The sequence below is a fragment of the Pallidibacillus pasinlerensis genome (genome assembly GCF_009996845.1).
In the GTDB taxonomy this organism is placed as follows: domain Bacteria; phylum Bacillota; class Bacilli; order Bacillales; family Caldibacillaceae; genus Pallidibacillus; species Pallidibacillus pasinlerensis.
In genome coordinates, this window is the sequence record NZ_JAACYS010000030.1 from 1 (window position 1) to 13495 (window position 13495).

Annotated in this window: 8 protein-coding genes; 3 read left to right on the top strand and 5 right to left on the bottom strand. The window is 37.4% G+C overall.

Going from position 1 to position 13495, the window contains the following annotated elements; translation table 11 throughout:
- Window positions 1-358: 358 nt before the first annotated feature.
- Window positions 359-1918 (bottom strand): N-acetylmuramoyl-L-alanine amidase, encoded by a 1560-nt coding sequence (locus GW534_RS07900; RefSeq protein ID WP_210253470.1) that lies wholly within the window; start codon window positions 1916-1918, stop codon window positions 359-361.
- Between the two features lie 357 nt (window positions 1919-2275).
- Here GW534_RS07900 and GW534_RS07905 point away from each other — a divergent pair, with 357 nt between their 5' ends.
- Both GW534_RS07905 and csaB read left to right on the top strand, forming a co-directional pair.
- Complete coding sequence (locus tag GW534_RS07905; RefSeq protein WP_161920504.1) at window positions 2276-3823, top strand: putative polysaccharide biosynthesis protein; 1548 nt, start codon at window positions 2276-2278, stop codon at window positions 3821-3823.
- A 61-nt stretch (window positions 3824-3884) separates the two neighbouring features.
- The gene (gene csaB, locus GW534_RS07910) at window positions 3885-4961 is read left to right on the top strand and encodes a polysaccharide pyruvyl transferase CsaB (RefSeq protein ID WP_161920505.1); all 1077 of its coding nucleotides are present in this window, start codon (window positions 3885-3887) and stop codon (window positions 4959-4961) included.
- Window positions 4962-5041: 80 nt separating this feature from the next.
- Here csaB and GW534_RS07915 read toward each other — a convergent pair whose 3' ends face one another.
- Window positions 5042-6103, bottom strand: coding sequence for a glycosyltransferase family 4 protein (locus tag GW534_RS07915; RefSeq protein ID WP_161920506.1), 1062 nt, complete (start codon window positions 6101-6103; stop codon window positions 5042-5044).
- Between the two features lie 381 nt (window positions 6104-6484).
- On the opposite strand from GW534_RS07915, the gene GW534_RS07920 reads away from it, so the two are divergent.
- Window positions 6485-7852 carry an O-antigen ligase family protein gene (locus GW534_RS07920; RefSeq protein WP_161920507.1) on the top strand — a complete coding sequence of 456 codons (1368 nt, stop codon included), beginning with the start codon at window positions 6485-6487 and terminating at the stop codon, window positions 7850-7852.
- A gap of 366 nt (window positions 7853-8218) precedes the next feature.
- Here GW534_RS07920 and GW534_RS07925 read toward each other — a convergent pair whose 3' ends face one another.
- The 3 genes from GW534_RS07925 to GW534_RS07935 all read right to left on the bottom strand — a co-directional run bounded on the left by GW534_RS07925 (window position 8219) and on the right by GW534_RS07935 (window position 13390).
- Entirely contained in the window at window positions 8219-8404 is a 186-nt protein-coding gene (locus tag GW534_RS07925; protein ID WP_161920508.1) for a hypothetical protein, read from the bottom strand.
- A 162-nt stretch (window positions 8405-8566) separates the two neighbouring features.
- Complete coding sequence (locus GW534_RS07930; RefSeq protein WP_161920509.1) at window positions 8567-9733, bottom strand: nucleotide sugar dehydrogenase; 1167 nt, start codon at window positions 9731-9733, stop codon at window positions 8567-8569.
- 357 nt (window positions 9734-10090) lie between these two features.
- Complete coding sequence (locus GW534_RS07935; RefSeq protein ID WP_161920510.1) at window positions 10091-13390, bottom strand: glucosaminidase domain-containing protein; 3300 nt, start codon at window positions 13388-13390, stop codon at window positions 10091-10093.
- Between the last annotated feature and the right edge of the window lie 105 nt (window positions 13391-13495).

Genomic DNA, 13495 nt, shown 5'->3' on the forward strand with positions numbered 1-13495 from the left:
CTTTTTTCTTGTTAGCCATTTAATGTTTCCTCCCTATTGAACATTAATATATATTATCTTGGAAACTACTTGTCTTTTAAACTATGCAAGTTATGTTTCCATAGTTCCCGTAAATAATAGATAACAAAACACATTACCTTATACAAATACAATTCTATTAAAAACGGTTTCCGAAGTCAACCGTTTTCCTGGAAAATAAAGTATTTGTTGGTAATTATTGTTACTACTATTTCATCTGAAAAATATTATCACATCTATTTACCTAAAATTCAAGTATTTTTGTCTATTTCAAAAATATGTCACAATAATCTAAATGCTTACTTTCTATTTTTTTAATTAATTATAATTCTTAAAAAGTTTACTTATCAAGCCATTTGTAATAATCCTGAACACCTAAGTACAAGGCATATGCTGCTTTGTCACGGTATGTCTCTGAACCTAGTTTTTCTGCATCACTACTATTTGAAATAAAGGCAAGTTCAACCAATGTTGCAGGTCTTGGATTTGCTTTTATTACACGATACCCCGCTGTCTTTACACCACGATCTCTTGTTTCTAATGCTTCAACAAGTCGTGTTTGCATAAAGGTTGCTAGTTGTTTACTTTCTGTAGTTTTGCTTCCTCCATTATAATAGTAGGTTTCCGTTCCGTTTGCGGATGTTTTGTCAAAGGAATTAACATGGATACTAATAAATATATCGGCACCATTATCTTCGGCAAATTTCACTCGATCATCCAATTCAACAAATGTGTCATCTGATCTCGTCATGATGACCTTGTAACCACCGTTTGTTAAATATCGTTCCAAACGTTTAGCTACATCTAATGTAATATCTTTTTCCTCTAAACCGTTACCAACGGCACCAGGATCATGGTCGCCATGCCCAGCATCCACGGCGATAATTCTTTCATTTCCATTTTGAACGGGAGGTTTATTCTGAGCTGGTGGCTCATTCTGAACGGGTTCCTTTTGCACCGGTTTATCAGCAATATAGTTTGCGCTAACATATGCTATTTTCCCATTTAAATTTATGGAATACCAGTTTCCAGTTTTCCCAGTTACTTGTACCTCAGTACCGTTTTTTAACACTGTAACCACATTATAATTCGTACCTGGACCTGAACGGACATTTAAAAAACTAGCTGTAACTACTTTTGTTACCGCTGTTGAAGGGGTTGATTGTTCCGGCTGTTGAGGTACTTTAGGTTGCTCAGATTTATCAGTCTCTTTAGGTTCTTTGTTCACTTTAAAGTCATCATTGAGAGCCCGGGCAAGCATTAATGAAAATTCAACTCGCGTAATGGAGTTATTCGGTTTGAATAAATTCCCTGGAGCCCCATTTGTAATTCCTGCTGTTGTTACTTTATTAATAGCTGCAGATTGCTCCGCGTTTGCAGGCATGTCCACATAATTAACGGAAGAAACGTCATTTAAATTAAACGCTCGGACAATAATATACGCCATCTCAAGCCGAGTCAATTGACCTTCCGGACGAAAATTACCTTTTCCATCACCTAAAATAATCCCCTTTTCATAAGCGGATGTAATATAACCGGAAGCAAAGTAACCCAATGCGACATCAGTAAATGGTGTTTGACGGTTTGTTCCGTCAAGCTCTAAAGCTCGTCCAACCATCGTTGCCGCTTGTGCCCTTGTTACAGGTTGATTCGGTCTAAATTCTCCCCCGGGATATCCGGTAATAATTCCTTTTGAGATTAAATAGTTCAATTCCGTTTCATATTGGGGCGGTATATCTTTTAATGTAGTAGCCGATGATTCTCCCGCTGGAAACAACCAATATGTAAAGAATATAACGGAAAGAAAAAATGTAAAAATATGTTTTTTCTTATTCAATGGTGTTTTACCTTCCTTTTCTAATTTTTTCTCATAAGTAAATTTTACATTATTTCTCAACATGTTGTTACAAAATTTTACATTTTTACCTATTTTTGAGCATTAAGTAATAAATGGAGATGTTTATTTGAAGAAGTAAGACAATTTTTTCTTTATCGTTCGGTATTAGGAAAGTGATCTGTCTGGAATCTCGTTTTTCATCGAATTCGTGCTTCTTCTTCACTATTCCCGATAACAGATTTATGGTATATTATTTTGTATTGAGAGAAAAAGTGGGAATCGTTTTTGGACGCTTTTCTTCATATAAATGTTGATGATTAGCTGATTGATTTTTACATATATAGGATGGTTTTGTGAAATTATTAGAAAATCAAGTTCCTGTAGGGGAACGTCGTTAACGAAAATTAAAGGAGCATCTAAATGAATCAGTCCACCTTTGTGAAAAGTACGCTCATCCTTACGATCGCTACGTTACTTTCGAAGGCTTTAGGGAGTTTGTTCCGCATACCGCTCCAAAACATTGCCGGGGATGAAGTACTGGGGATTTTTAGTATTGTGTACCCGGTTTACCTGGTAGCCCTTATATTGTCTGTAGCTGGAATTCCTACGGCTATCTCAAAGTTAATTGCTGAAGCGAGGGCAACGGAAAATGAATCGAACATTCGGGCGATCTATATAACCGCAAGTATTCTTGCCGTATTATTTGGATTGACTAGTTTTTCATTTATTTATGTATTTTCTGACCCCATTGCAAACATGCTCGGTGGTCCGCAAGTGCAAACTGCTTTAATTATCGTTGCAGCCACTTTACTCGTTGCACCATATATGGCCGTTTATCGGGGTTATTTCCAAGGGTTTGACGATATGCGACCGACGGGAACATCTCAGGTAATTGAACAGCTTGTTCGAGTTACGTTAATTTTACTTATGGCTTACTATTTAGTATCGATAAACGCGAGTACGGAAGTGATTTCCGGTGGCGTCATGGTCGGCTCAGTATTCGGTGCTCTAGCTTCATTAATATATTTACTTGTTCTTTACCATCGTTCGCCGTTTAAAGTGGTGAAAAGTAAGAAATTTACATTCACGACATTTAAAGTGTGGAGTGGGAAAATTTTAAAATTATCGATTCCAATTGCAATTGGCTCCATTACGATGGCTTTGTTAAATTTCGTTGATTCGGTTACGGTGCCCTTCGGATTGCGTCAAGCTGGCATTGACTTAAGTGAAATTCATTACTTGTTCGGTATATATAGCCGCGGAACGACAATGGTCCAAATCGCAACTGTCTTTGCTTCATCGATTGTACTTCCACTCATTCCACTTATGACGAGGAAGATGGCGGAAAAGGACTTAATCGGGACAAGGTCAATCATCGAAAGAACTCATTACATGACGTATCTTATATCCTGGCCAGCATCGTTCGGGCTACTTGCGTTAACATTACCGGTTAACCTTGGCCTATTTACAAATTTAGAAGGTAGCAGTGTGCTTGCGATTATCGGATTCAGTTCCGTTTTTACTTCCCTTGTTTTATTAGGGACAGGTATTTTACAAGGAATGGATCTTGCAAAAGTTGCCGCTTTGTTCATTATTTTCGGTGTACTTTTAAAAACGGTCTTTAATGTTTTGTTTATCCGGATGTTAGGTTTAGATGGTGCGGCTTTAAGTACACTTGTTGTTTACGTAATTTTATTTATCATCAATAGTTTTTATATTAAAAAACATATACAATTTACTCTTTTTAATAAACGAACCGTTAAAATCCTCGTTTCTTCTATTATAATGGGAGTAGTAATCGGATTTCCTACTTTATTTATTGATTTTGCAACATGGAGCAGGCTTCAAGCACTCGGTTATGTTTGTGTAGCCATCGCTCTTGGTGTCGTACTTTACTTTTTACAGTTATTTTTATATAAAGAAATTGGCAAAAATGAATTAAAGAACGTGATTAAAAGGCGGAAATGAAATTAGTCCAGTTAATATAGCGTTATTGCCATTTCATGCTTTTTAGTGAGGAGGCTTTTACATGCATCTTGTTCTATCCGGATATTACGGTTTTGACAATATCGGGGATGAGGCAATCTTATACTCTATTATCGAAAGTTTACGCCGGTTGGATTCGGACATTCAATTGACCGTTTTATCAAACAACCCAGAATATACGAGAAAGACTTATAATGTCGATGCAGTGAATCGCTGGAATTGGAAAGAGATTCATACGGCACTTAAATCTGCAGACGGTCTTATTAGCGGTGGCGGTAGTTTACTTCAAGATGCAACGAGTATGAAGTCGATTCCCTATTACACAGGCATTATGCAAACAGCGATGATGTTAAAACTTCCCGTATTCATTTACGCACAGGGAATCGGACCCATTCATAAATCCCTTAGTCGAGTATTTGTCCGCTCGACATTAAATAAAGCAGCCGGCATTACCGTCCGTGATAAAGGTTCTAAAAGGCTGTTACAGGAAATCGGCGTTAAAAAAGACATTCACATCGTCCCTGACCCGGTATTATGTTTGGATGGCTCCGTTTTTACAAACGATTGGTTAAAGAAACAAGACTTATCTGGACTTATCATTACCGTTTCTCTACGTGATTGGATTAGTAAATACAATTTTAAGACTTTAATTGCCGAAGCTTTAGATAAAATTGCCGAACAAGGAAACTCAATCGTTTTCGTCCCGATGCATGATGAACAAGATGTGAAAACATCCGAGTCGGTTGCCGCGCTCATGAAAGAGAAAAGTATCGTTGCACCTGGAGATTTATCAATGGGTGAGAAAATATCGATTATCGGTGAATCGGATCTATTAATCGGAATGCGGCTTCACGCCTTAATTTTTTCTGCGATTACAGCGACTCCGTTCGTGGCGTTGTCGTACGATCCGAAAGTCGACTCCTTTGCATCAATTGTAGACCAGCCCATTGCAGGTCACGTAAGTAAACCAGGTTGGAATGCAGATACACTTACTGACCTCGTCTTTTCTTTAATTGCCGATTTGGAAAATCAGTCTGCGATGTTATCGGAAAAGATTAAGCCTTTAAAAGCTGAAGCAATTGAGACGGCTAGACTTGCTTTAGATGTTTTTAAAGGATAGTGGAAGATGGATGTGCGCCTTCAATAAAAGAGTCCCCGACGTAAGAATTTGTAACACTTCTTACTCGGGGACTTATTTTTTTACCTTGTATATTTTTTATAAATATTTAACACACTTTGCGCAAAAGCTTCTTCGGAAAAGTTTTCGCTTGCATGTTGATATAGCAATTCTCCTCTTTCCTCGATCTTTCCATTTTCTTTCATTTCGTAGTAATTCAGGATTCTTTCTGCTAATTGATCTGCATCGCCAACATTTATGATATAGCCATAATCTTCATTAGGGATTAGCGACTTTACTCCACCAACATCCGTCGTAATGACTGGTTTTTTCGCGCGCGCTGATTCTAGTAATACTAATGGAAAACTCTCGCTTAATGAAGTCAAAATTGTAATATCGCCAATTGTTAATAGTTCCGTTACATCATTCCGTTGACCTAAAAATAATACGTTTTCGGACAAACCCATCTCTTCCGCTACATTTTGCAGTTCTTCATATCGAGAGCCATCGCCCACTAATAGAAGCTTAATATTACCCTCCTTTGATAACGCCTCTTTTAAACCTCTAAATGCCGTTTCATGGTCTTTCACCGGTTCTAGTCGCGCAATCATAATAATAACAAAATCGTCTTCTTTTAAATCTAACATTTCGCGATTGTATCGTGTTTTCGGCTTAATATTAAAATCAATCCCATTTAAGATTGTATCAATTTTTTGCCCGTTCACACCTAATTGGATGAGATCATTTTTAAAACGCTCAGAAATGGCGATAACTTGATCGGCTGATTTGATCGCCCTAATATTAAGCTTTGTGAAAACTTTACCTTTAATTCCTTGATTTATAAAGTCATCAAGGGGGTTACTATGTACAGTCAAATACCACTTAAAATTTTTCCTCGGCTTAACAAAAAGTGAAATAAAATTTGCCCGAGCACCGTGGGAATGAAGAATATCAATATTATGATCTTGTATGTATTCTTTTATTTCTTTTGCGACTGTTAAATCAAACTGAGAATGTTGTTTAAACACTTTTACATTAATTCCGAGACTTCTGGCCTTGGCTGCCATTACTTCATCATGGAAGACACCTAGTGTAACGTTTACACTATTTTTCAACTGTTTTAGTAGAGAAAGAATATGAAACATACCTCCCCCAGTCTCGTTTCCTGAATTTAAATGGAGTATCTTCATTTTGTCAACCTTCCCTCTATTTTCTATTGACTATTAAGCTTGAGGTTATCTGAACATCCTCTTTAACCTTGGAGGTTGCTTTAACAATCGATCTAACCACTCAAGATCTATATGTATATGCGAAGTTTTTATCTTCTGCTATGTATTCAAACTCATTCATCTATTATAAACAATAAATATCCATACTTATTGTCACTTATACATAAACCAAATTATGGCATACTTATTACTAATCTAGGTTGAAAGATGTTTTCTATATAGACATTATAAATAAAATAATGTAAATTTTAAACATATGTCAGCTTTTACTTCGAAAATCTTTTTGGAGGCACAACTATGGTCATAGATGTAAAGCAACAAAAATTTATCGACATCTTCAAATGGTTTGTCATTAGTCAACCCATTTTAGATATGCTTACTTATTTTTCAATCGTTTATTTTGGATTAAATATTACAGTTGGAATTATCGTTCGCGTTCTATTTCTCGCGATTTCATTAATCTATATATGTTTCGGAAATAATCATCCTTGGAAAAAATATATTATAACCTATTTAGCATTTCTCTTTATTATATTAGGTATTGGTTTTGTCGTGAACTTTTTTACAAAGCCTGAGTTTTACTTATTCTCGGAAATGCAATTTTTAATTAAAACGATTTATTTTCCTGTTATGATTTGTACGATTCTACTTTTATTTTTGCCAGGTTCAAAATTGGCTGACATTAAGAAGTATTTACTTTCTTCCGTTTCAATCGCCATGGTACTCGTTGGTCTGTCGATTATTATAGCTGTTTTAACGAATACCGCCAAGTTAACTTACAAGCCGGGCTATCCGAAGATCGGTTATATCGGTTGGTTTTTCGCCGGCAATGAAATCGGGGCGATTGTAGCCATTGCTTTTCCTTTAGTTTTAATTTATGCCATTTTAAAAACGAGGCAATTAAAAGATATTGTTTTCTGGGTTCCGACATTGTTATTGGCTGTATCAGCGTTAATTATCGGAACGAAAGTAAGTTATCTAGCTGTAACAATTACTATCATTTTATCACTTATTTGTAATCTTTTATATTGGATTTTACAGCGAAGGGCTGCGAATGTGAACTCTTCTGCTAAAAACGTGTTATTGTGTAACCTTGTTCTTGCTATTATCTTCTTTGCTGTTACACCACTTACTCCTACATATAGTAACATGAAAGACGAATACACAACAGTCAATGAAGCAGTACAAAAGGAAGAACCAGTTGTTATTGAAGAGAAAGTAGCTGAGGCTGAGCAAGCATCCTTTTTAGATTCAAAATTACTTACGATTTTATTAAGTAAAAGAAATTTATACATTAAGCCGGTACTTGAAGATTATGCGGATGCCGGATTGTTTAATAAGTTGTTTGGGCTCGGATATGCGGGGTATTATACGGGTGAACCGAAGCTGATCGAGATGGACTTTTTAGATTTGTTCTTTGCATATGGTTTATTAGGCTTTTTAGTTATTTGTTTACCGCTGTTTTATATTTTTTGGCGGGTGTTAAGGCTGTTATTTAGAAACGTTGGAGCGTTTTTTGGGACGGATCATATATTATTGTTAGTTTCGGCAGGACTCGGCCTGGGCATCGCCTTTCTCGCTGGACACGTGTTATTCGCACCAGCCGTAAGTGTATACTTGGCGATCACACTCGTTCTCTTATTTTACTATAGCCACGAGCATTAATGGGACAGGGGCAATGGGACAGGGGAATGGGACAGGGGGAATGGGACAGGGGGACGGGTCCCTTGTCCCAACCCTTAATACGAAACACCTGTGGGACACCGGGACCTGTGGGACACCGGTGTGGGACACCGGGACGGGTCCCTCGTCCCACCTTAAAACTAAACACCGCCCCCGTCCCCTTGCAGGTGATACACGGGGGCAGACCCCTTGTACCACTCTAAGCGAGAGATATGATAGAGTTACTATAGATAGATATAATGGGGATATACTGCAGATTTAGGGTTTTTGTTACGGATTTAACACTTTTTACTACGGATAATACAGATTTCACCATGTTTAAATCAAGATCTGCTACATGTATCGAATCTAAACATGGATAAAATACGCAGCACTACGGCTATATTTCACCTCACTATCGCTATACTGGTTTTCACTGATGATATATTTGTTGTCACTGGCGATAAAACTAGTTTCACTAATGATATTTTTCATTTCACTGTTGAAATAATCATTTTCACTAGCGATAATTAATATTTCATATAGATGTGGCACAAAACATTAGATTTCATACTGTTCATACTGAATGAAACAGTGAGCCAACCTCCTACATCACATACAGTAAAAAATGGGACACCGAACCTGTCCCCCTGTACCAAAAACGGGCCCAGCGATTCTATTTCAAAATAGAAACACTGGACCCGTCCCCTTGCCATTTTAATCTCTACTGTAAATATCTCTTGTATATACTTTATCCGCGACTTCCTGCAATTCTTCTGACATTCTGTTCGCAACGATGACATCTGCTTGTTTTATGAACGCTTCAAAGTCATTAACGACTTTATTGTTGTAGAACGTACCCTCAGTCAAAGTTGGTTCGTAAATGATAACCTCGACACCTTCGCCTTTTAATGTCTTCATCACATCTTGAATAGCCGATTCACGGAAGTTATCCGAACCTGTCTTCATCGTTAACCGGTAAATACCAACAACTTTCGGTTTCCGCTTCAGGATCATTTGTGCAATATGTTCTTTCCGTGTTGTATTCGAATCGACTACCGCTTGAATTAAGTTGTTCGGTACGTTTTCATAATTTGCAAGCAACTGTTTCGTATCTTTCGGTAAGCAATAACCGCCATAGCCGAATGATGGGTTATTGTAATGGGTGCCAATACGTGGGTCTAATCCGACACCTTCAATGATCTGCTTTGTATCTAAGCCCCGTACTTCCGCAAATGTATCGAGTTCATTAAAGAAAGAAACACGTAAAGCTAAATACGTATTAGCAAATAATTTAATCGCTTCCGCTTCTGTTGAATCAGTGAACAAAACAGGAATATCCTCTTTCATCGCCCCTTCTACAAACAAGTTGGCAATTTTCTCCGCCCGATCAGAACGTTCACCGATAATAATGCGGGATGGATATAAGTTATCATATAGAGCCTTTCCTTCCCGTAAAAATTCCGGTGAGAAAATAATATTATCGGTTTTAAACTGTTCTTTAACCCGTTCCGTATAACCAACAGGAACCGTCGATTTAATAAGCATAATTGCATTTGGATTTATTTTTAAAACCGTTTCAATAACATCTTCAACGGATGTAGTGTTAAAGTAATTTGTTATTGGATCATAGTTTGTCGGTGTTGCAATAACAACTAGTTCTGCACCTTTATATCCTTGTAGTTTATCAGTTGTTGCTGTTAAATTTAATTTTTTCGTTGCTAAAAATTCTTCAATTTCATTATCCACTATTGGAGATCTACGGTTGTTAATCATATCTACTTTTTCTTGGACAATATCGACAGCGACCACTTCATGATTTTGAGCAAGTAATACTGCATTTGATAGTCCAACATAACCTGTTCCTGCGACAGTTATTTTCATGATCTATCCTTCTTTCTTTAATTATTACTATATTTTGGATGGATTATTAAGCTAATAAAATTATATCATAATATATGTTTTAATAAATCTTATGATATTCATTTTACCCGTGTTTTTAGCCGAGATTGGCGTTTCTTCATATATTATTAACATTTCCATTTAAATGACTATTATGTTGTGGCAAACAACCTTGTTTCGATGGTACAGTTAGACAAATACCTATATTGCTATTTCAGAATAGGGACACTGGACCTGTCCCCATGTCCCACCACCCACACTATTGGGACACCGAACCCGTCCCGTACCAAAAAAGGTAGTACAGCATAAAAGCCGTACTACCTAATTTTAATTTGGATATTATTTTTTATAAATCGGAATTTCTAAGTGGATTTCATATGGGCTAGATTGATAAATTTCGTTCATGATGCCGTATAAACGATTAATTTGTTTGTACGCCCAACCAATATCTGTCGCGTATTGATGGCTTGCGCGATTTAATTTTTGCATCGCTTCTGGATTCCAACGCATTTTATATAGTGAATTTTGTCCTGCGTTAATATAGTTATCGTAAATCCACTTTGCACCACCAACAATCGCTTCCTCCACAGAGAACCAGCCTTTTTCGTAAGCTCTTTGTGCACCTAGACCATTCGGATTACTGTCTCTTGCTCCAATACCATACATATTGTAAACAGTAACACCTGTATCCGCATATTCGATACCATTTGCTAGTGCTGAAGTACCGTTTCCTGTTTCAAGTAATGAGTGAGCAACTAAGTACACAACGTTCATACCTTTTCCATATTTACTCGCTTCTAAGAACACTTCACCTTTTCCTTCAAGTACTCCTTTACCTTCGAGATATTTATTTAATACCTCTACTGAAACATTTACTTGTTTGGAAAGGTCTAAAAATTGTAGTCTTTGTTTTTCATCGTAAGCGAATTTTTCTGGGTTTAAATATTGTGCCACTTCTTCTGGTTTAGCATGTCTCCAGCTGTTCGGATATTGGACTTTATGCCATTCTTCTCCGAGTTCTAAAATTGTCAGTATAGTAGCTGGATTTAAGGAAGCATAATTAAAACTGTTTGTATTTGGTGCTTCATAAACTTTAACAGCTGTTGTTGTAACACCGTAATCAATTTTAGCTAGTTTACTATGAACATATAAAATTTGATCGGCGTACATCACTTTAAACCAAGTTGTACTTCCTTGGAACGCATCACCCGTTACGTTTCTATCTAACACGATAAATTCTGTACCATGTTCTAAATAAGCTGCGATATTATCAGGGTTATCAAGTTTTGGTTCTGTTCTTAAATTCACACCATATCCTGCGATTGAGCCATATAGATTAACTTGCCCAGCATCAACATATGCATCCAACTTTTTATCCGTTTGCGGACTTACTTTCATCTGCATATTTACAGCTTCATCTAAAGTAAAATTAAAGTTTGAGTAAGAAATAAACAAACCACCTTTATAATAGGCAGCTGATTCATTCACCGGGCTTCCTTTACCTTTAGGAACTAACTTAACCTCAATGGCTTCAAGTGGCTTTGCAAGTCCTTCGGAGCCTGCATTCATACCATTTTTTGCCCAACCTAACCAGCCATAGTCGGATACGTAAGTCCGATAATAAATATCATAGTGTTTGGCAATATCACCAGTTAAATTAATTTGTACCGCTTCTACTCGCTTACCTTCACCGGTTGTTCCACTTATCGCTCCATTTTGAACTGGGTTTAGCCAACCGTCTTTTTGAACATGGGTTGTATAAGTAATACTACCTTCGTACGGCGAGTTTTCTAAACTAATCTTTAATGCTTCTACTCGCTTACCTTCACCAGGTTTACCACTTATTTTTCCGTTATTAACAGTTGTTAACCAACCATAACCTTGAACATGGGTTGAATAGACTACTGACGGTTCTGAAAGATATGCATCTTTCGTTGATCCAGGTGCTTTACCACCTTTTTCAACTAAAACAATCTCAATTGCTTCTAATCGTTTAGATAATCCTTCCGTTCCGGCTGACTCACCATTTTTTGCCCAACCAAGCCAACCATAGCTTTGCGCATGAACTCGGTAGTAAACATCGTAATGTTTGGCCATGTCACCTGTCAGCCTAATTTGAATCGCTTCTAAACGTTTCGCTTCGCCTTCTGTTCCGGATAGCTTATCGTTAGATTGCCAACCAAGCCAACCGTAACTTTGGACATGGGTACGATATTCGATACCACCGGAATATGGGGCATTATCAACTTTAATTTTGATTGCTTCTAAACGTTTCGCCTCGCCTTCTGTTCCACTCATTTTACCGTCAGCGACATAATCTAACCATCCGTATGATTGCACATGTGTCGAATATTTCACAGATACATTCGTTACATACGGTTTATTTGTTGAACCAGGAGCCTGTCCACCTTTTTCCACTAACACGATTTGAATGGCTTCTAAACGTTTTGCAAGACCAGCTGTTCCGGCAGGTTGGCCATTTTTTGCCCAATCGAGCCAACCATAGCTTTGCGCATGAACTCGGTAGTAAACATCGTAATGTTTTGCCATGTCACCTGTCAGCCTAATTTGAATCGCTTCTAAACGTTTCGCTTCGCCTTCTGTGCCAGATAGCTTATCGTTCGATTGCCAACCAAGCCAACCATAACTTTGAACATGGGTACGATATTCGATACCACCGGAATATGGGGCATTGTCTAATTTAATCTTGATTGCTTCTAACCGTTTCGCTTCGCCTTCTGTTCCACTCATTTTACCGTCTGCGACATAATCTAACCATCCGTATGATTGCACATGAGTCGAATATTTCACAGATACATTCGTTACATACGGTTTATTTGTTGAACCAGGAGCCTGTCCACCTTTTTCCACTAACACGATTTGAATGGCTTCTAAACGTTTTGCAAGACCAGCTGTTCCGGCAGGTTGGCCATTTTTTGCCCAATCGAGCCATCCATAGCTTTGCGCATGAACTCGGTAGTAAACATCATAATGTTTGGCCATGTCACCTGTTAATCTAATTTCAATCGCTTCAAGACGTTTTGCTTCGCCTTCTGTGCCAGATAGCTTATCGTTCGATTGCCAACCAAGCCAACCATAACTTTGAACATGGGTACGATATTCGATACCACCGGAATATGGAGCATTGTCTAATTTAATCTTGATTGCTTCTAACCGTTTCGCTTCGCCTTCTGTTCCACTCATTTTACCGTCTGCGACATAATCTAACCATCCGTATGATTGCACATGAGTTCGGTAACTAACAGAAGGAGCTACTTGTGCACTCATTAGCGAAAAAGTTTGTACAGCTGCTTCTTCAGTTACTTCTGAATTCTCAATTTCTTCCACATTTGTGAATTCATCATTTTGAACTTCCACATTTTCTGTTTCGTTCTCTTCTTCCGAAGTAACAACCTGTTCGTTATCTTCATCGGTTGATAACTGAGACTGGATTAATGCTTCATTCTCATCAACTGGTTTTTCTTCTTCAGTTAATGGTTCAATTGAATTTTGTTCTACAACATTTTCCAACCCAGCTTCAACATTATTCTCTTTTGCATAACCTATACTAACATCTGTGAGTAATGAGGTACTTAAAAAAAGAACTGTTAGGATTAGTATAGATAACTTTCTTAACATATGGCTATTCATTTCCCCCTTGCTAAATATTTGATAGTACTAGTCTACCATATTAGCAATCTAGTATCATGAAAATAATGTAAAAAAATGTGAGTTTTTAGCCTT

Coding starts and splice junctions, on each gene's coding strand:
- GW534_RS07900 (WP_210253470.1), bottom strand. CDS start 1,918: ATGTTGAGAAATAATGTAAAATTTACTTATGAGAAAAAATTAGAAAAG.
- GW534_RS07905 (WP_161920504.1), top strand. CDS start 2,276: ATGAATCAGTCCACCTTTGTGAAAAGTACGCTCATCCTTACGATCGCT.
- GW534_RS07930 (WP_161920509.1), bottom strand. CDS start 9,733: ATGAAAATAACTGTCGCAGGAACAGGTTATGTTGGACTATCAAATGCA.
- GW534_RS07935 (WP_161920510.1), bottom strand. CDS start 13,390: ATGTTAAGAAAGTTATCTATACTAATCCTAACAGTTCTTTTTTTAAGT.
- GW534_RS07915 (WP_161920506.1), bottom strand. CDS start 6,103: ATGTTTCATATTCTTTCTCTACTAAAACAGTTGAAAAATAGTGTAAAC.
- GW534_RS07920 (WP_161920507.1), top strand. CDS start 6,485: ATGGTCATAGATGTAAAGCAACAAAAATTTATCGACATCTTCAAATGG.
- csaB (WP_161920505.1), top strand. CDS start 3,885: ATGCATCTTGTTCTATCCGGATATTACGGTTTTGACAATATCGGGGAT.